This window comes from Mycolicibacterium gilvum (assembly GCF_900454025.1).
Classification (GTDB): Bacteria; Actinomycetota; Actinomycetes; order Mycobacteriales; family Mycobacteriaceae; genus Mycobacterium; species Mycobacterium gilvum.
This window is the reverse complement of sequence record NZ_UGQM01000001.1, coordinates 3,482,728-3,505,476: the sequence shown is the minus strand read 5'-3', so window position 1 is coordinate 3,505,476 and position 22,749 is coordinate 3,482,728. Positions and strand designations below refer to the sequence as shown.

Sequence of the window (22,749 nt, the reverse complement as noted above, 5' to 3'; positions counted from 1 at the left end):
CCGGGTGGCTCAGTCGTCGGTGCTCTTCACCAGGCCGCGCCGTACCGACAGCAGTTCGAGTTCGGGCCGGTCGGCCACGAGTCGTTCCGCGGAGTCCAGGACGTCGACGACGTGCGCCCGGTCGGCCGCGACGACGCCCACCCCGATGCCGGCCCGCCGGTGCAGGTCATGTGACCCCGTCTCGGCGGCCGACACGGCGAACCGACGTGTCAGCTCGCTGATCACGGGGCGCACGACGGAGCGCTTCGCCTTGAGCGAGTGCACATCGCCGAGCAAGATGTCGAACTCCAGCCAGCCGATCCACATGGGTCAGCGGGGTGGTTCGGGCGCCGGCGGCGGTGGCGGACCCGGTGGCGGCGGCGACGGAGCGGGGTCGAGCGTGAGCAGCACGTCGGCGGTACCGCGCGTCAGTTGCCAGACGCCGTCGGCCGACACGAACTCCATCGGATAGGTGAACTCACCGGTCTGCGGATTGGCCGACCTGATCACGACGGTGGCGATGACGTTGCCCGGAGCCGATTGCGACCACGCGAGATCGCGCGCCTCGATCGTCAGGGGCAGCGAGCCGTTGTCCCGCAGCGCGGCGGCGAATCGGTCGAGTGCGCCGGCTTCCGCGGCGGTGCCGTCGGCGATCAGTGTGACTTTTTCGTCACCGGGAACGGCCGGATCGGTCAACCTGGCCATCACATCGGTCAGCGCGGTCGCCGGAGGCAGCGGCGGGCCGCCGCGCGAATCCGGGATCGGGTCGGGGTGCGCAGTCGACGCGGCGGGCGGTGGTGTGGACGGAGTGGCGGCGGGGTGCTCGGACTGACTGCACCCGGACATGCCGAACGCCGCCACAACGAGTGTGGCGGCGCTCCGGACGAGAAGGGTGCGGGGGATCAACCCACCGCGGACATCAGCGCCATGGCGGACTGCTTGGACAGCTGCCAGCCGGTCGGGCTGGGGCCGGCGATGAACGTCAGCGGCTGGGTCGCCACAGCGCCGCTGGCTGCCGCTGCGGTGACGTTCGCGGTGACCACCGGGCCGTTCTGGTCGATGTCGGCGACGGTGAAGTTCAACGGGAAGTACCCCTTGGCCGCGGCGTTGGCGTATCCGCTGTCGGCCACGCGGGCCTCGATACGACCGAGCCCGCCCTGGACGTAGCTGGCCTTGTTACCGCCGAACGAGCCCGGTCCGGACAACGCGCTCAGCGTCGACACGAGCGGACCCGCCAGATCGGGTGCCGGTGCGGCGGGCAGCGGCGCGCTGACGACGGGAGACGCCGAGGCGATGCCCGCACCTGCTGCAATTGAGGTCACACCCGCGACCGCAGCGCCGACACAGGCGGCTGCGGCCGCTCCAGTGGTCAGGCTGGTAACGAGGGATTTCAAGGTCACGGCTGTCCTTCCGTTCGGCCGAACTGATGTACAGAGGCTAACAGTGTTGCTGGTGTGTCGAATTCCCAGAGCACACACAATGTCTGAATCGCCGGTAGCGTTGAAGTTGTTACCGCACCAACATCGCGTGTGGGAAAGGAGCTCAGCATGAGTGAGTCCGAGCGTCCCGAAGCCGGCGACGGCACCGACGCCTTGGGAGCATCCCCTGATACGCCCCTGTCCAGTGAAGACGCGGCAGAACTCGAACAGCTGCGCCGCGAGGCCTCGGTGTTGCGTGAACAGTTGGCCGATGCGGCCGGTACGACAGGAAGCGCGCGCAGCGTTCGCGACGTGCATCAACTCGAGGCGCGGATCGACTCGCTGGCCGCCCGCAACGCGAAACTGATGGACACCCTCAAGGAGGCCCGGCAGCAATTGCTGGCTCTGCGGGAGGAAGTGGACCGTCTCGGCCAGCCGCCCAGCGGCTACGGCGTGCTGCTCTCCGTGCAGGACGATGAGACCGTCGACGTGTTCACCTCGGGTCGCCGGATGCGATTGACCTGCTCGCCGAACATCGACACCAAAGGTCTCAAGAAGGGCCAGACGGTGCGCCTCAACGAGGCGCTGACCGTGGTGGAAGCCGGCCACTTCGAATCCGTCGGAGAGATCAGCACGCTGCGTGAGATCCTCGCCGACGGGCACCGCGCGCTCGTCGTCGGCCACGCCGACGAGGAGCGCATCGTGTGGCTGGCCGAGCCGCTGGTGGCATCGGCTGATCTGCCCGACGGTTACGACGACGACCTGGGCGACGACCGGCCACGCAAGCTGCGGCCCGGCGACTCCCTGCTCGTCGACACGAAGGCCGGCTACGCCTTCGAGCGGGTGCCCAAGGCCGAGGTCGAGGACCTCGTGCTCGAAGAGGTGCCCGATGTCAGCTACAACGACATCGGCGGGCTCGGCCGTCAGATCGAGCAGATCCGCGACGCGGTCGAGCTGCCGTTCCTGCACAAGGAGCTCTACCGCGAGTACTCCCTGCGGCCGCCCAAGGGCGTGCTGCTCTACGGTCCGCCCGGGTGCGGCAAGACGCTCATCGCCAAGGCGGTGGCGAACTCGCTGGCCAAGAAGATGGCCGAGGTCCGAGGAGACGACGCCCGCGAGGCGAAGAGCTACTTCCTCAACATCAAGGGCCCCGAGCTGCTCAACAAGTTCGTCGGTGAGACCGAACGTCACATCCGGCTGATCTTCCAGCGGGCCCGGGAGAAGGCTTCCGAGGGCACGCCTGTGATCGTGTTCTTCGACGAGATGGACTCGATCTTCCGGACCCGCGGCACCGGTGTGAGCTCGGATGTCGAGACGACGGTCGTGCCGCAGCTGCTCAGCGAGATCGACGGCGTCGAGGGGCTGGAGAACGTCATCGTGATCGGCGCCTCCAACCGTGAGGACATGATCGATCCGGCGATCCTGCGGCCCGGCCGCCTGGACGTCAAGATCAAGATCGAGCGGCCCGACGCCGAGTCGGCGATGGACATCTTCAGCAAGTACCTGACCGACGAACTGCCGATCCACGAGGACGATCTGTCGGAGTTCTCCGGTGACCGGTCGCTGACCATCAAGGCGATGATCGAGAAGGTCGTCGACCGGATGTACGCCGAGATCGACGACAACCGGTTCCTGGAGGTCACCTACGCCAACGGTGACAAGGAAGTCATGTACTTCAAGGACTTCAACTCCGGGGCGATGATCCAGAACGTCGTGGACCGCGCGAAGAAGAACGCGATCAAGGCGGTGCTGGAGACCGGGCAGAGGGGTCTGCGCATCCAGCACCTGCTGGATTCGATCGTCGACGAGTTCGCCGAGAACGAGGATCTGCCGAACACCACCAATCCCGATGACTGGGCCCGGATCTCGGGCAAGAAGGGTGAGCGGATCGTCTACATCCGCACGCTCGTCACGGGCAAGAGCTCGTCGGCCAGCCGGGCGATCGACACCGAGAGCAATCTGGGTCAGTACCTGTGACGGGTCCGGGCTCGGGGTACGGCCCCGGGCCCGGATTCTTCTCAACTCGCCCCATCGGCGCTGTACAGGCGTAACTTCAGGCTGGTACAGGTCAGCGACCCTGGGAGAGTGCGATGAAAAGTCACGTGCGCCTCGCCGGTGCGACTTCTCTGGTCTTCGCCGCGGCGATCGCGGCCGCGGCGCCCGCAGCGGCCGATCAGTGGGTGATGCCCGATGTCACGGGGCAACTGCTGCAGGACGCCCGCAACGCCGTGCTGGCCGCCAGCGACGGAGTCGTCCTCCCCGCGGCCACCACCGCGGAGGGTCCTGTCTTCGAGGAGGAGAACCTCACCTCCTGGCAGGTGTGTACGCAGTCGCCGTCGGCCGGCACCGTGATCCCGGACGACACGCCACCGACCCTGACGGTGGCCAGGCCCGGCGCGTGTGCCTCATCCGAGTAGCGAGTAGCTGTTCGCCAGATCGTCCTGCAGCACGCGTGCCTTTCGGGTGGCGGTTTCCACCCGCACCGTCTGGTCCAGTGTCCGCGCGCGATACCGCCAGCCGTCCGGCAGGTTGAGGCGGTCACCCAGTCCGGGAAGGTCGTCGACGGAGAGCTCCGGATCGACGGTCTGGCTGTAGGTCTGCATCACCCAGCAGCGGTCCTCGGGATCGATCAGCTCGAAGACCGGTGTCCCCGGGTCGTAGACGAACACCGCTTTGCGGTCGACCTCGTTGACCGAGTAGGGCGACGGGTTCATCGACGACAGGGACACCGTCGCCTGTTGCAGCATCTCGATCCCGCCGAAGGTCTCGCGAGGCGTCTCGGTGCCGCCAACTTTCTCGATCCGGCTCATGAGCCAGTACCGCGGCCCGTTCAACAACGCTGCCGCACAGTGGTGTTCGGCGGCGATGGCCTGCGCATCGAGCCGGTTCCACAACTCGGCGGGGCAGTCGTTGAGCGGGTAGGTGTTGAACACCGTCGCCTCCGGACCCGCGTCGCCCATGCGCACGAGCAGGACTTCGCCGTAGCGGCGGCCGAAGAGTGAGCTCACGCCGTGAATCTATCCGGCTGCCCGACCGCGCGGTAGGCGTCGCGGCCCGCCAGGCTCACCGCGACGTCGCCGATCAGCGGTTCGAAGAACCGCTCACGATACAGCGGGTCCACGCTGGTGCTCACCGTGAAATACAGGCCGGAGAGCACCGCGACGAACAACGACATGTGCACCACGGTCTGCGGTATCGGGATGTGCACCCCGAACCAGGTTCCCGCACAAGGGGGTTCGCCCACCGCGCACGTCTGCTCGCTCGACCACAGCACCGTCACGTCATCGGGTATCGCGATCATCCCCAGCGCGAGGAAGAACACGAAAAGGCCCGCGGTGAACAGCACCACCTGGATGGCCTGGGCGACGACCATGACCGCGACGACGTTGGCCTGCTCGGCCAGCGACAGCGGGGTACGGGCCGCCGGGCCGGTGTGGATCGACGCCAGCGGGGTGTCCTCGAGCAGGGCGGTGGCGTCGTCGTCACGCTCGGACCGCTCCTGTCGCAGCGCCCGGACCTCGTCGCGGATGGTGGCCACCATGAACAGCAGCGCCACCAGGCTCAGGAATCCGATGGTCTGCCACAGTCTTTCGCGGGACATCCGAGCCGACAGCTGCCACAACTCGCCGGTGAAGTAGACGACGACGGTCAGCATCAGCAACGGCAGCGCGCGACTCATCAGGGTGCCCAGGGCGCCGACCTGGACCCAGGCGAACCTGAACGCCCACAACGCGATCGAGCCGAAACCCAGGTAGGTCAGCCAGACGGCGAGCAGTGAGATCACGATGAACACCGGAGCCTCGGCGGCGGCGGTGCCCGACCAGCCGCTGACCGTCAGCGGCATGATCACCACGAAGATCGTCATCACCAGCACTGCCGCCCACCGGCGCAGGGCTTCGCCCATCCGGGTGCCGAGCCGGTGCAGGATCTCCAGCGCGAACGGCGCGGCGATCAGGATGACCGCGATGGCACCGAGCCGCACCGCGTACCCGTAGTCCGGGTCCGAGCCTGTGACGTCGGCCAGCAGCATCGTCACCGCGGTCAGTGCGCCGACCGCGCTGACCATCGGGGCGGATCGCTGCACCAGCTTGCGTGCGCGCACCCGCCGGGGGAGCACCAGCGGCAGCCCGCGTTGCAGGAACCAGTCGTGGACCGGCCGCATGTCGGACACGGGACACATTGTGCGCCAGGACCTGCGTGCGGTCCTGTCAGCGCGCCGAGGTCGGGGGTGCCAGCTGGATCAGGCTCAGCGTCGGACTTCGCGCGAGGTCGCTGACGGTGTAGTTGTCGAGTTCGGCGTAGAAGGCCTCCTTGGCCCGGGCCAACGCATGCCGCAGGCGGCAGCCCGCGATGAGCGGACAGGCCGTTTCGCCCTGGCAGTTGACCACTTCCCGGTCGCCTTCCAGTTCCCGCACGAGCCATCCCACCGAGGCGGTGCGGCCGGCCTCGGTCAGTGACAATCCGCCGATGCGTCCGCGCCGGGCCTCCACCAGCCCCAGCTCGACCAGCCGGGACACCGCTTTGGCGATGTGGTTCTCCGAGGCGCCGGCGCTCGCCGCGATGCGGCCCGTGGTCACCCGCTTGTCGGCGAACTCGCCGGCCGACAGCAGCATCATCGCCCGCAGCCCCAGATCGGTGAACCTGGTGAGTTGCATGTTCGCAGCCTACTAATTGCGCATCACGAAGGCGTATTTCCGGGCGGTGGGTCGGCGGTCACCGTCCGGTACCGGTCGCGGGCGACGAGAGTGACCCGCAGATCTTCGATCAGCGGATCCAGGAACTGGGTTCGGTACTCCTTGTCGGCGACGGCCCGCGCGGCCAGGTACATGAACGTCAACGCGGTCAAGAACATCGAGACCTGGATCAGGGCGTCGGGAACCGGCAGCGTCATGCCCAGGAACCGCCCGTCGGGAGACCCGTTCGCCGTCAGGGCCGCCAGCAGTTCCGGGCTGATCAGGATCAGCCCGAACGCGAAGAACAAAAGCCCCGTCACGATCGAGACGGTGAGCACCTGCACGATCTGTGAGAGCGCGAGCACGAAACCGACGTTGAGCCGTTCGGACCGCGACAGGTCGACTCGTCGCGGGCGGTCCGGCATGGTCTCGAACGGCGTTCCGCGCAGCGCCGCGGCGTCCTGCTCCGCCTTGGCGTCGGGCAGCAGGATCGGTCGGACGCCGGCCATCATGGTGGACAGCAGGAACGACACGGCGATCGTCATCAGGAACACCAGGGCGAACCACAGCCGGGGTCGGTGGACCGTGGCCGCCATGGTCCACACCGGACCGTTGAAGAAGACCAGCACGGTCAACAACATCACCGGGAGCGCGCGCAGCAACAGGTTGCCCACCGAGGCCAGGTTGCCCAGCATCATGCGCACCGCCCAGCCCAGGATGGCGCCGCCCCCGCTGGCGGTGCCGAGGAGGATCAGCGCCACGATGACGGCCTCGGCGACCAGGTCCGCCCACACCCGTGGGCTCGGCCCGCCGTAGAGGGCGCCGAGGATCCCGACACCGACCGACGCCGTCGACACGACGGCACGCAGCCGGACGTCGTCGCTGCGTGAGACGAGCCAGCCGACGAAAGCCGCCGTGGGCAGCACCACCACCACCACCCCGAGCACGAACCACTCGGTCCGCGTCGGCGTGCCGTCGATGTCGATGGTGTGTTTGCCGGTGACGCCGACGACGAGGATCGAGAACGCCATCGCGACCGCCAGCGCCGCCAGCGCGGGCGCCGAGCGGGTCCACACCCGCTGCACGAGCACGCCGGGGCGGAGCACGGCGGGAAGGCCGCGGTCGAGGAACCAGCGTTCGGCGGCGAGGCGTTGGACGCTCGTGGGGGTCATGGCGGATCGATCTCACCACGACCGCAGCGGCGGCCTCGTGACCTCGCCCTCGTGTCGCCGGTCGGGCTCGTGACCTCGCCGTCGGGACAAACCTCTACGCTGGCACGCATGCAACGGATCATCGGAACAGAGGTCGAGTACGGCATATCGTCGCCGACCGATCCGACCGCGAATCCGATCCTGACCTCGACCCAGGCGGTGCTCGCCTACGCCGCGGCCGCGGGCATCCAGCGGGCCAAGCGCACCAGGTGGGACTACGAGGTGGAGTCGCCGCTGCGCGATGCCCGCGGATTCGATCTGAGCCGTTCGTCGGGGCCGCCGCCGGTGGTCGACGCCGACGAGGTGGGCGCCGCCAACATGATCCTGACCAACGGCGCCCGGCTCTACGTCGACCACGCCCACCCCGAGTACTCCGCACCCGAGGTCACCGACCCGATGGACGCGGTGATCTGGGACAAGGCCGGCGAACGGGTCATGGAAGCCGCGGCACGACACGTCGCGAGCGTGCCGGGTGCGGCGAAACTGCAGCTGTACAAGAACAACGTCGACGGCAAGGGTGCGTCCTACGGCACCCACGAGAACTACCTGATGAGCCGCCAGACGCCGTTCTCAGCGGTGATCTCGGGTCTGACGCCGTTCCTGGTGTCCCGCCAGGTGGTGACCGGGTCGGGTCGCGTGGGCATCGGGCCCTCCGGCGACGAGCCGGGCTTCCAGCTCTCGCAGCGCTCCGACTACATCGAGGTCGAGGTCGGGCTGGAGACCACGCTCAAGCGCGGGATCATCAACACCCGCGACGAACCCCACGCGGACGCCGACAAGTACCGCCGGTTGCACGTGATCATCGGTGACGCGAACCTGGCCGAGACGTCGACCTACCTGAAGGTCGGAGCCACCTCTCTGGTCCTCGATCTGATCGAAGAAGGCCCCCAGATCGGACTCGAGCTCTCCGATCTGACGCTTGCTCGCCCCGTGCACGCGGTGCACGTCGTGTCGCGCGATCCCTCACTGCGCGCGACCGTCGCGCTGGCCGACGGGCGGGAGATGACCGCGCTCGCGCTGCAGCGCATCTATCTCGACCGCGTCGCCAAGCTCGTCGACAGCCGAGACCCCGACCCGCGGGCCTCGCACGTGCTGGAGACCTGGGCCCACGTCCTGGATCTGCTCGAACGGGATCCGATGGAGTGCGCCGACCTGCTCGACTGGCCGGCCAAGCTGCGGCTGCTCGAAGGGTTCCGCAACCGCGAGAACCTCGGCTGGAACGCGCCGCGGCTGCATCTGGTGGATCTGCAGTATTCCGATGTGCGCCTCGACAAGGGCCTCTACAACCGACTGGTCGCCCGCGGCTCGATGAAGCGGCTCGTCACCGAGCAGCAGGTGCTCGACGCCGTGGACAACCCGCCCACCGACACCCGGGCGTATTTCCGCGGCGAGTGTCTGCGCCGGTTCGGGGCCGACATCGCTGCCGCCAGCTGGGATTCGGTCATCTTCGATCTGGGCGGTGATTCGCTGGTGCGGATCCCGACCCTCGAACCGTTGCGGGGGAGCAAGGCTCACGTGGGCGCTCTGCTCGATTCGGTGGACAGCGCTGTCGAACTCGTTGAGCAGCTGACAAACTGAGCGAGCTATCCCCGGTAATCCGTCGGCCGACCGGTAGGGTGGAGAAACCGGCGGGATAGCGGTCGGTTTCCCGTCGCACGGTGGGAATACTTACGCAGGAGGCAGCAATGGCTCAGGAGCAGACCAAGCGTGGCGGCGGGGGCGGGGAAGACGACGACCCCACCGGCAGCACGGCCGCCGGGCAGGAGCGCCGCGAGAAGCTGACCGAAGAGACCGATGACCTGTTGGACGAGATCGACGACGTCCTGGAGGAGAACGCCGAGGACTTCGTCCGTGCGTATGTACAGAAGGGTGGACAGTGACCTGGCCGGATAGAGACACGTCCGCCTTCCCGTCCGCTCTACCCGGCGCTTTCGACGCGTCCTCGGCCATGTCGCGTGGCGTGGTGAACCTGTCGTCGTTCTCCGATTTCCTGCGCACCCAGGCGCCGCATCTGCTGCCCGTCTCCGGCTCGCCCGGTGTCACGCCGTCCGACGCCGTGCCGCACGGCACCACGATCGTCGCGCTGAAATTCCCCGGTGGTGTGGTGATGGCCGGTGACCGGCGCGCCACCCAGGGCCACATGATCGCGAGCCGCGACGTGCAGAAGGTCTACATCACCGACGATTACACCGTCACCGGTATCGCCGGCACAGCCGCCATCGCCGTCGAGTTCGCGCGTCTGTACGCCGTCGAACTGGAGCACTACGAGAAGCTCGAAGGCGTCGCGCTGACGTTCCCCGGCAAGGTGAACCGCCTCGCGACCATGGTCCGCGGAAATCTCGGTGCGGCGCTGCAAGGCTTCGTCGCACTGCCTCTGCTCGCCGGGTATGACCTCGACGATCCGAATCCCGAAGGCGCAGGACGCATCGTCTCCTTCGACGCCGCGGGCGGACACAATCTCGAAGAAGAGGGCTATCAGTCGGTCGGCTCGGGCTCGATCTTCGCCAAGTCGTCGATGAAGAAGCTCTACTCGCAGGTCACCGACGCCGACTCCGCGCTGCGGGTCGCGATCGAGGCGCTCTACGATGCGGCCGATGACGACTCCGCCACGGGCGGACCGGATCTCGTGCGGGGGATCTTCCCGACCGCAGTGGTGATCACCGCCGACGGCGCCGTTGAGATCGCCGAGCAGCAGATCGCCGACATGTGCCGTGAGATCATCCAAAACCGTTCCCGGGCAGACACGTTCGGTCCCGACCACGCACCTGTCCGAGGTGACGAGCTGTGAGTTTCCCGTATTTCATCTCGCCCGAGCAGGCGATGCGTGAGCGTTCCGAGCTCGCGCGCAAGGGCATCGCCCGCGGCCGCAGCGTCATCGCGCTCGCGTACGCCGACGGTGTGCTGTTCGTCGCGGAGAACCCGTCCCGGTCGTTGCAGAAGGTCAGCGAACTCTACGACCGCGTCGGCTTCGCTGCGGTCGGCCGGTTCAACGAGTTCAACAATCTTCGCAGTGGTGGGATCCGGTTCGCCGACACCCAGGGGTATGCGTACTCCCGGCGTGACGTGACCGGGCGTCAGCTGGCCAATGTGTACGCGCAGACCTTGGGCACGATCTTCACCGAGCAGGCCAAGCCCTACGAGGTGGAGCTGTGCGTCGCCGAGGTCGCCCACTACGGCGAGACCAAGGCGCCCGAGCTGTACCGCATCACCTACGACGGATCGATCGCCGACGAGCCGCACTTCGTGGTCATGGGCGGTACCACCGAGCCGATCGCGACCGCGCTCAACGAGTCCTACGCCGAGAACGCCAGCCTGGAGGACGCCGTGCGGATCGCGGTGGCAGCGTTGGGCGCCGGAGGCAATGGCGCAGAACCGCGGACGCTCGGACCCTCCACGCTGGAGGTGGCGATCCTCGATGCGAACCGGCCGCGGCGCGCGTTTCGCCGGATCACCGGTGCCGCGCTGGAAGCGCTTCTGCCACAGGCGGATACGAAGGACGACTCGCAGGATTCCGAAGGCGCTGCCGAACCCGACGCCTAGTCGACGAGTCCCCGATACCGCCGGTGCAGGTGCTGGCGGGAGACGCCGAGGATCGTGCCGATCTGTCCCCAGGACAGGCACTTGCGTCGTGCGGCGCAGACGGCTTCGTCATAGCGGGCCTTCGCACGAGTGAGATCGTCTCGGGCATCCCGCAGTTCGCGCACGCTGCTGCCGGTCCATGCGTCGTGCAGGATCGGGTCGGGATAGTCGATGGGCGGCCGCGGGGGCGTGCTCTCGATGTCGGCCATCGTGCGGGCGATGATCGCCTGAATCTCGGGGTTGTCCTGCCAGAAGGGCTTGGGTTGGTTGGCCTTCGATTGTGGGGCGTCATCTCGGGTGACGCGTCAGCTTTTGTTGACGACTCGCACTCGAGGTAGTCCTCGCCGAAGAACTCGTTCATATCCCGGATTTCGGCGGGACTGAGGGTGATCGGCCGCGGGGGCGTGCTCTCGATGTCGGCCATCGTGCGGGCGATGATCGCCTGAATCTCGGGGTTGTCCTGCCAGAAGGGCTTGGGTTGGCTGGCCTTCGATTGTGGGGCGTCATCATCGGGTGACGCGTCAGCGTTTGTTGACGTCATGACGACGGGTGGTCCCTCCGTGCTGCTGTGCTCTGGTCCGCGATCGGGCTGGTCGCTGGATCTCGCCGCGAGTATGTGACACGGCGGCGACAAGTCTTGCGCGCGGCTGGGTGAGGGTGGATGATTTGTTGCGTATAACGCGCAATGTTGCGTTCTACGCAACAACTCACATCCTTCATCTCATCACCGTCCGACGGGAAGCGGTCCGGACATGCCAAGAACCCCCAGAGTGGTCGTCATCGGTGCCGGCATCGTCGGTACCTCGCTCGCCGACGAACTCACCGCGCGCGGGTGGACCGACGTCACCGTGGTCGACCGCGGACCTCTGTTCGCCACCGGCGGATCCACGTCGCACGCGCCCGGGCTGGTGTTCCAGACCAACCCGTCGAAGACGATGACCGCCTTCGCCCGCTACACCGTCGAGAAGTTCGCCGCGCTGCAGCATCCGGGCGGCTGGGCCTTCAACCCGGTCGGTGGTCTGGAGGTCGCCACCACGCCCGAGCGGATGGCCGACCTGCACCGGAAGGCAGGCTGGGCGCAGTCCTGGGGAATCGACGGCAGGCTGCTCACCCCGTCGGAGTGCGGTCAGCTTCACCCGCTCGTCGACCGGGATCGAATCCTCGGGGGTTTTCACACGCCGGCCGACGGTCTGGCGAAAGCGCTGCGCGCCGCCGAAGCCCAGGCCGGCCGCGCCGAAGCCAGGGGCGCGACCCTGCGGCCGCACACCGAGGTGCTCGGCATCCTCGACGACGGTCGGCGCGTGACCGGGATACGCACCGCCGACGGAACGCTCGACGCCGACATCGTGGTGTGCGCCGCGGGTTTCTGGGGTGCTCAGCTCGCCCGCCAGGTCGGACTGGTACTCCCGCTGGTGCCGATGGCCCACCAGTATGCGCGCTCCGGCCAGATCGCCGAGCTGGTGGGACGCAACACCGAGATCGCCGAAGCCGGCCTGCCGATCCTGCGCCATCAGGATCAGGATCTCTATTTCCGTGAACACGGCGACCGTCTCGGCATCGGCTCGTACATGCACCGGCCGATGCCGGTCGACATGACCACGCTGCTGACCGACACCGCGGGCGAGGCGATGCCGTCGATGCTCCCGTTCACCGAGGAGGACTTCGCACCTGCGTGGCATGCGGCCACCGATCTGATTCCCGCACTGCGGGATTCGAAGGTCGAAGAGGCGTTCAACGGGATCTTCTCGTTCACGACCGACGGCTTCTCGATCATGGGCGAGCACCGCGACCTCGCGGGGTTCTGGGTCGCCGAAGCAGTATGGGTGACCCACTCGGCGGGAGTGGCCAGGGCGACGGCCGAGTGGATCATCGAGGGCACACCGACGATCGACACTCACGAATGCGACCTGTACCGGTTCGAGGATGTCGCGCGCAGCCCCCGCCTCATCGCGCAGACCAGCGCGCAGGCCTTCGTCGAGGTCTACGACGTGATCCACCCCCACCAGTACCGCACCGCGCTGCGCGGCCTGCGCACCAGCCCGTTCTACGCCCGCCAGTGTGAGCTCGGCGCGTCCTTCTACGAAGGCGGAAGTTGGGAACGCCCAGCCTGGTACGGCGCCAACGACATACTGGCGCAACGAATTTTCGACGACGGGCTCGCCGTCCCGCACCGCGACGAATGGGCAGCGAGGAACTGGTCGCCTATCTCGATCGCCGAGGCGCACTGGACGCGCGAGTGCGTCGCGATGTACGACATGACCCCGCTGACCCGCTACGAGGTTTCCGGCTCCGGCGCTGCGGCATTCCTGCAACAGATGACCACCAACAACGTCGACAAGAGCGTCGGTTCGGTCACCTACACTCTGCTGCTGGACGAAAGCGGCGGTATCCGAAGCGATCTCACCGTGGCCCGGCTGGGCCCCGAGCATTTCCAGGTCGGCGCGAACTCTCCGATGGATTTCGACTGGCTCTCACGGCACAAGCCCCCCGGCGTCGTGGTCCGCGACATCACGGGCGGCACCTGCTGCCTCGGGGTGTGGGGGCCGCGGGCCCGTGAGGTGATCGCCCCGCTGTGTCCGGACGACTTGTCCCACAAGGCCTTCACGTACTTCCGGGCGATGCACACCCACCTCGGCGCGATCCCGGTGGTCATGATGCGGGTGTCCTATGTCGGTGAGCTGGGCTGGGAGATCTACGCCGGCGCCGAGTACGGCTCTGCGCTGTGGGATCTGATCGACGAGGCCGGTGCCGCGCACGGCATCATTCCCGCCGGCCGTATCGCGTTCAACAGCCTGCGGATCGAAAAGGGCTACCGAAGCTGGGGCACCGACATGACGGCCGAACATCGGCCCGCTGCAGCCGGTCTGGACTTCGCCGTCCGCGTCGACAAAGGGGACTTCGTAGGCAGGCAGGCGCTGTTGACGGCCGGGTCGCCGGATGCGACGTTGCGCAGCATCGTGTTCGACGATCCCGATGCCGCCGTGCTCGGCAAGGAACCGGTGTCGGTCGGCGATACCTGTGTCGGTTACGTCACCAGTGCGGGCTACTCGGCGACGATCGGGCGGACCATCGCCTACGCGTGGCTCCCGGCGGGTCTCGTAATCGGGGAGACCGTCAGCGTGGCCTACCGCGGCGTCACATATTCCGCGACGGTGCACGCCGAGCCCGTCGTCGACCCCGATATGTCGCGAATCAAGAGGTAGGCACATGACGTACGACGTCATCGTCATCGGTCTCGGCGGAATGGGCAGCGCCGCCGCATACCACCTGGCCGCGCGAGGGCAGCGGGTGCTCGGGCTGGAGAAGTTCACCCCTGCGCACGACAGGGGATCGAGCCACGGAGGCTCACGCATCATCCGGCAGTCCTATTTCGAGGACCCGGCCTACGTGCCGCTGCTCCTGCGGGCATACGAGCTGTGGGCCGGCCTCGCCGCGGACAGTGGCCGCGACGTGTACCGCATGACCGGCGGTCTGTTCCTCGGTCCACCGGACTGCCTGACCGTTGCCGGCAGTCTGCGTGCGAGCCGGGAATGGGGCCTGCCGCACGATCTTCTCGACGGAAAGGAGGTGCGCGCGAGGTTCCCGAACTTCACGCCGCACCCCGGCGACGTCGGACTCTACGAAGCCAACGCCGGCTTCGCCCGGCCAGAGCTGACGGTTCGGGCACACCTGGACCTGGCCGAGAAGGCGGGCGCCACACTGCGATTCGGTGCCGACGTGCTCGACTGGTCGGAAAGCTCCGGAGGCGTCACCGTCCGCACCCCCGGTGAGACCTTCACCGCCGGTCAGCTCGTGATCTGCCCGGGCGCGTGGGCTCCGCAGCTGCTGGCCGAATTCGGCATCCCGATCACCGTCGAACGACAGGTGCTGTACTGGCTCGACCCCGTCGGCGGCACCGCGTCGTTCGTCGATCATCCGATCTTCATCGACGAGAACGCCTCGGGCGCACAGATCTACGGGTTCCCGGCGATCGACGGCCCGCGAGGCGGGGTGAAGGTCGCCTTCTTCCGCAAGGGCGTCGAATGCACGCCCGAGACCATCGACCGCACCGTGCACGACCACGAGGTGCGGGAAATGCGCGACCGCGTCGCCGAGCTGCTGCCGGCGCTCGACGGTCCGTGCGTGCATTCGGCGACCTGCATGTACGCCAACACGCCCGATCAGCACTTCGTCATCGCGCGCCATCCCGACAGCGAACGGGTGACGGTGGCGTGTGGATTCTCGGGCCACGGCTTCAAATTCGTGCCGGTGGTGGGGGAGATCCTCGCCGATCTGGCCATCTCCGGTGCAACGGCGCATCCGATCTCGCTGTTCGACCCCCGCAGATTGGTGACGACCCGATGACCGCACTCATGGCCACCCTCGAAGGGCACTACTACACCAGCGCCGAAGTGTTCGCCGCCGAGCAGCAGGGCATCTTCGAGAACATGTGGTTCTGCGCCGTGCGCACGAGCGACCTCGAAAAGCCCGGAAGGTTCACGAAGGTTCAGGTGGGCCGCGAGAGCGTCCTGTTGGTACGCGGTCGCGACGGCCTGCTGCGGGCCTTCCTCAACGTGTGCCGGCACCGCGGCGCGCAGCTGTGCAGCGAATCCGAGGGCGAGGTCAGGCGCACGCTGCGGTGCCCGTACCACTCCTGGACCTACGCCCTGGACGGCAAGCTCGTCGCCGCCCCCAACATCGGCACGTTGACCGACGACGCCGGTTCGCCGATCGACCGGTACCGCTACGGGCTGATACCGGTCGCCCTGACCGAATGGCTCGGCTACGCCTGGGTGTGCCTGTCGGACACCCCGCCGCCGTTCGAGGACGTGGTCGCCGAGGCGACCAGGACGCTGGGTGACGCGGATGCGATCAACCGCTACGGCATCGGCGGACTGGACGTCGGTCACCGCGTCGTCTACGAGGTCGCGGCGAACTGGAAGCTCATCGTCGAGAACTTCATGGAGTGCTACCACTGCAGTTCCATCCACCCCGAGCTCGTCGACGTGCTGCCCGAGTTCGCGAAGGGCCAGGCCGCGCAGGCGAACATCGGTCTCGGCGCCGAATTCGGCTCGGAGGTGGCGGGATTCACCGTCGACGGAGGCGCGGGCTTCGAGCGGTTACCGGGAATCGCCGACGACCAGGATCGCCGGTACTACGCGATCACGGTGAAACCGACGGTCTTCATCAACCTGGTGCCCGACCACGTGATCTTCCATCGCATGTATCCGGTCGCCGCAGACCGCACGGTCGTGGAATGCGACTGGCTCTACACCCGTGAGGTGCTCGGTTCCGGTCGGGATGTGTCACGGTCGGTGGAGCTGTTCCACCGGGTCAACATGCAGGATTTCGACGCGTGCGAACGCACCCAGCCGGCGATGTCCTCGCGCGCCTACCGCAGCGGCGGTGTACTCGTTCCGGCCGAACACCACCTCGCGGAGTTCCATCGATGGGTAGTGTCCCGACTGGCCACTCCGGTGTAACCCGACGCGAGGGAGTTCGGTAGGCGATGGACGGCGATCCCGACCTGTGCATCGGCGGCGCGTGGCGCCATGCCTGCGACGGTGGCACCCGCGACATCATCAATCCGGCGAACGGCGCGGTGGCGGCGGTCGTGGACGAGGCGACTCCCCAGGATGCTCTCGACGCCGTCGCCGCGGCCAGGGCTGCGTTCGACCAGGGAGGCTGGCGGGCAACGGCGGTCGCCGAACGGTCGGCTCTGCTGCAGCGGATCGCCGATCTGCTGCAGCGCGACAAGGAGGACCTGGCGCGGCTGGAAACCGTCGACACCGGCAAGACCCTGGCCGAGAGCCGGATCGACATCGACGATGTGACGTCGGTGTTCCGCTACTACGCCAACCTGGTCGCCTCCGAGGCCGAGCGGGTGGTCGACGTCGGCGACCCCGCCGTGATCAGCCGCGTGATCCGGGAGCCGATCGGGGTGTGCGTGCTGATCGCGCCCTGGAACTACCCGCTGCTGCAGATGTCGTGGAAGGTGGCCCCGGCGTTGGCGGCGGGGTGCACGATGGTCGCGAAGCCCAGTGAGGTGACGCCGCTGTCGACGATCGCCTTCGCGAAACTGCTCGACGAGGCGGGGGTGCCACCCGGGGTGGTCAACCTGATCCAGGGCAGCGGTGCGACGCTGGGCCCGGCGCTGACCGACAACCCGCAGGTCGACTTCATCTCGTTCACAGGAGGTCTCGCGACCGGACGCACCATCGCACGGACGGCCGCCGAACACGTCACCAAGGTCGCCCTCGAGCTCGGCGGCAAGAATCCGCACCTCGTCTTCGCCGACATCAGGGACGCGGGCAGGGAATCCGGGTGGGACGCAGCCGTCGACCATGTCCTGACGGGAGTGTTCCTGCATTCCGGACAGGTGTGCTCGGCCGGCACCCGGCTGATCATCGAGGAGTCGATCGCCGACGAGTTCGTCGCCGACCTCGCGGCCCGCGCCGCGACGATCAGGATGGGTGACGGTCTGGACCCCGCCAGCGAGACCGGTCCGCTGGTCTCCGCGCAGCACCGCGACAAGGTGGAAAGCTATGTGCGGCTGGGTATCTCCGAGGGGGCGCAGCTCATCGCCGGGGGGTGCCGACCCGAGGACCCGGTGCTCGCCGGCGGCTACTTCTACCGACCCACCATCTTCGACCGATGTGACCGCTCGATGCGGATCGTGCAGGAGGAGACGTTCGGCCCGATACTGACGGTGGAACGATTCACAGACGAGGCCGAGGCGGTCACCCTCGGCAACGACACGGAATACGGTCTCGCCGCCGGTGTCCGGACCACGGACACGGCGCGGGGCGAACGTGTGGTGCGGGCACTGCGGCACGGCACGGTGTGGCTCAACGATTTCGGCTACTACACCGCAGCGGCGGAGTGGGGCGGATTCGGCAGGTCCGGTAACGGCCGCGAACTGGGTCCGACGGGCCTTGCGGAATACCAAGAGATCAAACATATCTGGCACAACACCGCCCCCGCTGCCGCGGGTTGGTTCACAGGCTAGTCCGTCCGGGAAGGGCAGGCTCTTTCATGGTGATCAATCAACCGCATGCCGACAGCGGCATGCAGGATTTCGGGTACAAGGAGTCGCTGGACCGCAGTATCGGCAAGTTCGCGAGCTTCGCCGCGGGCGTCAGCTACATCTCGATCCTGACCGGCACCTTCCAGCTTTTCTACTTCGGTTTCGGCACCGCCGGTCCGGCATACCTGTGGTCCTGGCCCCTCGTGTTCGTCGGTCAGATGGCCGTCGCGCTGTGCTTCATGGAGCTCGCCGCCAAGTACCCGGTGGCCGGGTCGGTCTACAACTGGAGCAAGAAACTCGCCAGCCGCCTGGTGGGCTGGACGTCGGGTTGGCTGATGCTGACGGCGTCGATCGTGACGATCTCGGCGGTCGCGCTGGCCTACCAGCTGAACCTGCCGCGGCTGTGGAGCGGATTCCAGATCATCGGCGACGGCAGCGGCACCTACGACTATGCCGCCAACGCGGTGCTGCTCGGCTCCCTGCTGATCGCGTTCACCACCCTGGTGAACGCACTCGGCGTGCGCCTGATGTCGAGGATCAATTCCAGCGGCGTCTTCATCGAGTTGATCGCCGCCGTGCTGATCGTGTTCCTGTTGGCGATCAACGTGCAGCACAGCCCCGAGATCTTCTTCTCCACCAACGGATACGGCGCCGGCGAGAGCATGGGCTTCCTCGGCGCCTTCCTGATCGCCTCGCTGGCGTCGGGCTATGTGATGTACGGCTTCGACACCGCGAGCTCGCTCGGTGAGGAGACCGTCGAGCCGCGCCGCACCGCGCCCAAGGCGATCGCGCGGGCGATCCTGGCGTCCTTCGTGATCGGCGGCGGAATCCTCGTCTTCGCGGTGATGGCCGCACCGAACCTGCAGGATCCGCAGTTGGGGGAGAGCAGCGGCGGTCTGCAGTACATCGTCCAGCAGGTCATGTGGGGCCCGCTGGGCACGATCTTCCTGGCCTGCATCGTCATCGCGGTCACGGTGTGCTGTCTGGCGGTGCACACCGCGGCGATCCGGCTGACGTTCGCGATGGCCCGCGACAATGCGTTGCCGTTCGGGGAGAAGCTCGCCACCGTGAACCCGAAGACCCAGACCCCGATCGTCCCGGCGGTGACGATCGGGATCATCTCGATACTGATCCTGGTCATCAATGTCGCCAACGTCCAGATCTTCACGGTGCTGACGTCGATCGCGATCATCATGATCTATCTCGCCTACCTGATGGTCACGGGGCCGCTGCTGAAGAAGCGGATCCAAGGGCATTGGCCGCCACCGGATCTCAAGGAGGGCGGCTACTTCACCATGGGTAAGTGGGGGATGCCCGTCAACATCGTCGCCGTGATCTGGGGCATCGGGATGGCGTTGAACCTCGCCTGGCCCCGCGCGGCGGTCTACGGCGAGGGCTGGTATTACGAGTGGGGCGCGTTCATCTACATCGGGGCGATCCTCGGCGCCGGTCTGGTGTGGTATTTCGTCAAGGGCCGCAACCACATCGGCACACTGAAGTCGCACGCTGCCGAGAGCCTCGATGGCTGACGCGGGGGTGTTCGACTACGTCATCGCCGGTGGCGGCACCGCGGGCTGTGTGCTGGCGGCGCGGTTGTCCGAGGATCCGGACGTGACGGTGTGCCTGCTCGAGGCCGGTCCCTCCGACGTCGGTGACGACGCGATCCTGGTGCTCTCGGATTGGATGCGACTGCTGGACTCCGGCTACGACTGGGACTATCCGGTCGAGCCGCAGGAGCGCGGGAACTCGTTCATGCGCCATGCCCGGGCCAAGGTGCTCGGCGGGTGTTCGTCGCACAACTCGTGCATCGCGTTCCACCCGCCTGCCGAGGCACTCGACGAGTGGGCGGCCATGGGTGCGACCGGCTGGAGCGCCGCCGAGGTGCTTCCGCTGGTGCAACGCCTCACCGAGACGGTGCGGCTGCGCGATGTCCCGCCCGACGATCCCTGTGGCACAGCGGTTCTCGAAGCCGCCGCCGAGGTCGGCATCCCGACGGTGTCCTTCAACCGCGGCCAGACCGTCCGCAACGGGGCCGGCTGGTTCCAGATCAACGCGACCCCCGACGGCACCAGGTTGTCCACCAGTCACGCCTTCCTGCACCCGATTCTGGGCACGCGAAGCAACCTGGAGGTCCGCACGGACTCGTGGGTGTCGGAGATCCTGTTCGACGACGCGTCGCGTGCCACCGGCGTGCGCTACCAACGGGCCGACCTGACCGGTTACGACACCGTCGCGGCACGTCGCGAGGTGATCCTCACCGCCGGCGCCATCGACACCCCGAAGTTGTTGATGCTCTCCGGGATCGGGCCGACAGCGCATCTGCGCGAGATGGGGATCGACGTCCGCGTCGACTCACCCGGGGTGGGCGCCAACCTCGACGACCATGTGGAGGGCCTGGTCTTCTGGGAGGCCTCCCGGCCGATGGTGACCGCGTCGACGCAGTGGTGGGAGATCGGGCTGTTCACCACCGTCGACGAGATCCCCGAGGGTGTGCGGGCGCAGCCCGACCTGATGATGCACTACGGCAGCGTGCCGTTCGACATGAACACCCTGCGGCACGGCTACCCGACCACCGACAACGGATTCTGCCTGACGCCCAACGTCACGCAGGGGCGGTCGCGGGGCACCGTCCGGTTGCGGTCCCGGGACTTCCGCGACCGCGCCCGGGTGGATCCCCGGTACTTCACCGATCCGGACTCCTACGACGAGCGGATCATGCTCGCCGGGGTCAAACTCGCACGCGCGATCGCCGCTCAGGCGCCGCTGGCGCCCTGGGTGGCCCGGGAGCTCGCACCGGGGCCCGACGCGACGACCGACGACGAACTGCTCGACTACATCCACCGCTGCCACAACACCGTCTACCACCCGGCCGCCACGGCCAGGATGGGGTCGTCGTCGGACCCGATGGCGGTCCTCGATCCCCAGCTGAGGGTGAAAGGCGTTCGGGGACTGCGTGTCGTGGACGCCTCGGCGATGCCGAAACTTCCTGCGGTGAACCCGAACATCACCGTGATGACGATGGCGGAGAAGTGTGCCGAGCTCATCAGGACCGGCTGAGCCGGCGGACCTGCCGACGTTCCTGGCCGCGCACACCCCGTTCCAGGGTTTGACGGCCGAGGAACTCGCCGAGCTGGCCGCGGGCGCACAGCTGGAGGCGTTCCCCGCCGCGGCGGTGGTCGCCGACTATTCGGCCAGGGTGCCCGACGAGGTCTGGATGGTCCGCGACGGCGCGGTCGCACTGCGCTCCAGCGGTGACGGCGCGCTGATCGATGTCGTCACGGCGGGCGGCATTTTCGGATACCTGCCCCTGCTCACCGGTGCCGGCGCCGATTTCGAAGCCCGCACCACCTCGCCGAGCACCCTGGTCAGACTGCCGGGTGCGGCGGTGCGCGCGCAGTTCGCCAAACCCTCGGGACTGGCGTTTCTGGCCTCGGCGGGATGGAACCGTCCCGCCGACCGCCCCACCATCGCCCCCGCGACCGACAGCCGCCCCGTCGCCGAACTGGTCAACGGCGACGTGCTGCTGGTCGCACCGGACGATCCGGTGCGCGACGTCGTCGTACAGATGACCGACCACCACGTGTCCTACGCGCTGATCCGGTTACCCGACGGACGGCTCGGCATCTTCAGCGACCGGGACCTGCGGATCCGGGTGGTGGCCGCCGGACTGCCCGTCGACGTCGCCGTCGACAGGGTGATGAGCGCCCCTGCGCGCACCGTGACGGCCGACATGACCGCCGACAGCGTGCTGATGGAGATGCTGGAATGCGGGCTGCGGCACATGCCGGTGCTCACACCACGTGGTGAGGTGATCGGTGTCCTGGAGGACGCGGACCTGTTGGCTGCCACCGCCCGGCAGAGCTTCCTGCTGCGCCGCTCCATCGGGCAGGCGAGCGACGCGGCGCAGCTGCAGCAGGTCGGTCGGCGGGTCACCGCCACAGCCGTCGACCTGTTCCGCAACGGCACCAACGCGGCCGCCACCAGCGCGATCCTGTCGGTGGTCATCGACAGCCTGGTCCGTCGCTCCCTCGAACTCGTTCTCGCACAACCGGAGAACTCCGGCGTGGGCGGCTTCGCCTGGCTGACACTGGGGAGCGTCGCGCGCCGCGAGGCGATGCCGTCCTCCGATGTGGACAGCGCGCTGTCGTGGCGCGACGACCTCGACGGCGAAGCGCCACGATTGCGCGGGATCGCCGCCGACGTGCACCACATCCTGGACGGCTGCGGGTTGCCCGCCGACAGCAACGGCGCGATCGCGACCACGACGGCGTTCGCGCGGTCGCAGTCGGACTGGCGGCGCGCCGCCCAGGGATGGGTGGACGAACCGCTGCGCAATCTCGGCCTGATCATGTCGTCGCTGCTTCTCGACGCGCGCGTGGTGTGGGGTGAGGTGGGTCTGCACACCGCGCCTGCGGCGTATCAGCGCATCCGGGAGAAGAACCCCGAGGCGCTGAGACTGCAGCTTCTCGACGCGCTGGCGGGGAAAATGCGGACCCGGTCGTTACGCGATGTGCTGTCGCGTCGCGGCGGCACGTTCGACCTCAAGAACCATGCTCTCGCCCCGATCGTGAATCTGGCTCGCTGGGGCGGCCTTTCGGCGGGTGTCACCTCGGCGAGCACCCCGGCCCGGCTGGCGGCCGCGGCGCAGGCCGGGGTGCTGCGCGACGCGGACAGCCGCACGCTGTGCGACGTGTTCGCGATGGTGCAGCGCCTGCGGCTGGCCCATCAGGTCGAGCAGATCTCGGCCGGGCACCCGCCGGGTGACATCATCACGATGTCGGAGCTGTCGCCGTTGAACCGCAGCCTGCTCGGCGACGGTCTGCGCGAAATCGCCGCCGTGCGGCGACGAGTCGGCAGCGCAGGACTGACCGGCATATAGGCTC

21 protein-coding genes are annotated in these 22,749 nt (G+C 67.8%); 13 read left to right on the top strand and 8 right to left on the bottom strand.

Going from position 1 to position 22,749, the window contains the following annotated elements; genetic code table 11:
* Window positions 1-9 precede the first annotated feature (9 nt).
* Genes DYE23_RS16415 through DYE23_RS16405 form a run of 3 tightly spaced genes read right to left on the bottom strand, consistent with a single transcriptional unit; the run spans window position 10 to window position 1,379 of the window.
* Window positions 10-306: a DUF503 domain-containing protein gene (locus DYE23_RS16415; protein ID WP_099961650.1), complete on the bottom strand. Its 297-nt coding sequence runs from the start codon at window positions 304-306 to the stop codon at window positions 10-12.
* Between the two features lie 3 nt (window positions 307-309).
* A complete protein-coding gene (gene lppK, locus DYE23_RS16410; protein WP_483310429.1) occupies window positions 310-885 on the bottom strand; it encodes a lipoprotein LppK in 576 nt (191 codons plus the stop codon).
* The gene (locus DYE23_RS16405; protein WP_011893945.1) at window positions 882-1,379 is read right to left on the bottom strand and encodes an MTB12 family secreted protein; all 498 of its coding nucleotides are present in this window, start codon (window positions 1,377-1,379) and stop codon (window positions 882-884) included. The genes lppK and DYE23_RS16405 overlap by 4 nt, the downstream gene beginning before the upstream one ends.
* A gap of 147 nt (window positions 1,380-1,526) precedes the next feature.
* Here DYE23_RS16405 and arc point away from each other — a divergent pair, with 147 nt between their 5' ends.
* Together arc and DYE23_RS16395 are read left to right on the top strand one after the other, a co-directional pair.
* Window positions 1,527-3,374 carry a proteasome ATPase gene (arc, locus tag DYE23_RS16400; protein ID WP_013471494.1) on the top strand — a complete coding sequence of 616 codons (1,848 nt, stop codon included), beginning with the start codon at window positions 1,527-1,529 and terminating at the stop codon, window positions 3,372-3,374.
* 113 nt (window positions 3,375-3,487) lie between these two features.
* The gene (locus DYE23_RS16395) at window positions 3,488-3,814 is read left to right on the top strand and encodes a PASTA domain-containing protein (RefSeq protein WP_013471495.1); all 327 of its coding nucleotides are present in this window, start codon (window positions 3,488-3,490) and stop codon (window positions 3,812-3,814) included.
* On the opposite strand, the gene DYE23_RS16390 is transcribed toward DYE23_RS16395, so the two are convergent.
* Genes DYE23_RS16390 through DYE23_RS16375 form a run of 4 tightly spaced genes read right to left on the bottom strand, consistent with a single transcriptional unit; the run spans window position 3,803 to window position 7,242 of the window.
* Entirely contained in the window at window positions 3,803-4,357 is a 555-nt protein-coding gene (locus DYE23_RS16390; RefSeq protein WP_235660590.1) for a hypothetical protein, read from the bottom strand. The genes DYE23_RS16395 and DYE23_RS16390 overlap by 12 nt on opposite strands.
* A gap of 44 nt (window positions 4,358-4,401) precedes the next feature.
* On the bottom strand, window positions 4,402-5,577 hold the full coding sequence (locus DYE23_RS16385) for a hypothetical protein (RefSeq protein WP_013471496.1): 1,176 nt from the start codon (window positions 5,575-5,577) through the stop codon (window positions 4,402-4,404).
* Window positions 5,578-5,605: 28 nt separating this feature from the next.
* Window positions 5,606-6,052 carry an RrF2 family transcriptional regulator gene (locus DYE23_RS16380; RefSeq protein WP_011893950.1) on the bottom strand — a complete coding sequence of 149 codons (447 nt, stop codon included), beginning with the start codon at window positions 6,050-6,052 and terminating at the stop codon, window positions 5,606-5,608.
* 23 nt (window positions 6,053-6,075) lie between these two features.
* Window positions 6,076-7,242, bottom strand: a complete 1,167-nt coding sequence (locus DYE23_RS16375) for a hypothetical protein (RefSeq protein ID WP_013471497.1) — start codon at window positions 7,240-7,242, stop codon at window positions 6,076-6,078.
* 108 nt (window positions 7,243-7,350) lie between these two features.
* Here DYE23_RS16375 and dop point away from each other — a divergent pair, with 108 nt between their 5' ends.
* The 4 genes from dop to prcA all read left to right on the top strand — a co-directional run bounded on the left by dop (window position 7,351) and on the right by prcA (window position 10,821).
* Window positions 7,351-8,859, top strand: coding sequence for a depupylase/deamidase Dop (dop, locus tag DYE23_RS16370; protein WP_013471498.1), 1,509 nt, complete (start codon window positions 7,351-7,353; stop codon window positions 8,857-8,859).
* Between the two features lie 107 nt (window positions 8,860-8,966).
* Entirely contained in the window at window positions 8,967-9,161 is a 195-nt protein-coding gene (locus DYE23_RS16365; RefSeq protein ID WP_011893953.1) for a ubiquitin-like protein Pup, read from the top strand.
* Complete coding sequence (gene prcB / locus DYE23_RS16360; protein WP_011893954.1) at window positions 9,158-10,069, top strand: proteasome subunit beta; 912 nt, start codon at window positions 9,158-9,160, stop codon at window positions 10,067-10,069. The genes DYE23_RS16365 and prcB overlap by 4 nt, the downstream gene beginning before the upstream one ends.
* Complete coding sequence (gene prcA, locus DYE23_RS16355; protein WP_011893955.1) at window positions 10,066-10,821, top strand: proteasome subunit alpha; 756 nt, start codon at window positions 10,066-10,068, stop codon at window positions 10,819-10,821. Before prcB ends, prcA begins: the two co-directional genes overlap by 4 nt.
* On the opposite strand, the gene DYE23_RS16350 is transcribed toward prcA, so the two are convergent.
* Window positions 10,818-11,069 (bottom strand): hypothetical protein, encoded by a 252-nt coding sequence (locus DYE23_RS16350; RefSeq protein ID WP_011893956.1) that lies wholly within the window; start codon window positions 11,067-11,069, stop codon window positions 10,818-10,820. The genes prcA and DYE23_RS16350 overlap by 4 nt on opposite strands.
* Window positions 11,070-11,612: 543 nt before the next feature.
* Here DYE23_RS16350 and DYE23_RS16345 point away from each other — a divergent pair.
* Genes DYE23_RS16345 through DYE23_RS16315 form a run of 7 tightly spaced genes read left to right on the top strand, consistent with a single transcriptional unit; the run spans window position 11,613 to window position 22,745 of the window.
* Complete coding sequence (locus tag DYE23_RS16345; protein WP_115327649.1) at window positions 11,613-14,063, top strand: GcvT family protein; 2,451 nt, start codon at window positions 11,613-11,615, stop codon at window positions 14,061-14,063.
* Window positions 14,064-14,067: 4 nt separating this feature from the next.
* Complete coding sequence (gene solA, locus DYE23_RS16340) at window positions 14,068-15,204, top strand: N-methyl-L-tryptophan oxidase (protein WP_011893958.1); 1,137 nt, start codon at window positions 14,068-14,070, stop codon at window positions 15,202-15,204.
* Complete coding sequence (locus DYE23_RS16335; protein WP_115327648.1) at window positions 15,201-16,322, top strand: aromatic ring-hydroxylating oxygenase subunit alpha; 1,122 nt, start codon at window positions 15,201-15,203, stop codon at window positions 16,320-16,322. The genes solA and DYE23_RS16335 overlap by 4 nt, the downstream gene beginning before the upstream one ends.
* A 26-nt stretch (window positions 16,323-16,348) precedes the next feature.
* On the top strand, window positions 16,349-17,848 hold the full coding sequence (locus DYE23_RS16330; protein WP_115327647.1) for an aldehyde dehydrogenase family protein: 1,500 nt from the start codon (window positions 16,349-16,351) through the stop codon (window positions 17,846-17,848).
* A gap of 26 nt (window positions 17,849-17,874) precedes the next feature.
* Window positions 17,875-19,395, top strand: a complete 1,521-nt coding sequence (locus DYE23_RS16325; protein ID WP_115327646.1) for an APC family permease — start codon at window positions 17,875-17,877, stop codon at window positions 19,393-19,395.
* Window positions 19,388-20,923 carry a GMC family oxidoreductase gene (locus DYE23_RS16320; RefSeq protein ID WP_115327645.1) on the top strand — a complete coding sequence of 512 codons (1,536 nt, stop codon included), beginning with the start codon at window positions 19,388-19,390 and terminating at the stop codon, window positions 20,921-20,923. The genes DYE23_RS16325 and DYE23_RS16320 overlap by 8 nt, the downstream gene beginning before the upstream one ends.
* On the top strand, window positions 20,898-22,745 hold the full coding sequence (locus DYE23_RS16315; protein WP_115327644.1) for a putative nucleotidyltransferase substrate binding domain-containing protein: 1,848 nt from the start codon (window positions 20,898-20,900) through the stop codon (window positions 22,743-22,745). The genes DYE23_RS16320 and DYE23_RS16315 overlap by 26 nt, the downstream gene beginning before the upstream one ends.
* The last annotated feature ends 4 nt before the right edge of the window (window positions 22,746-22,749 follow it).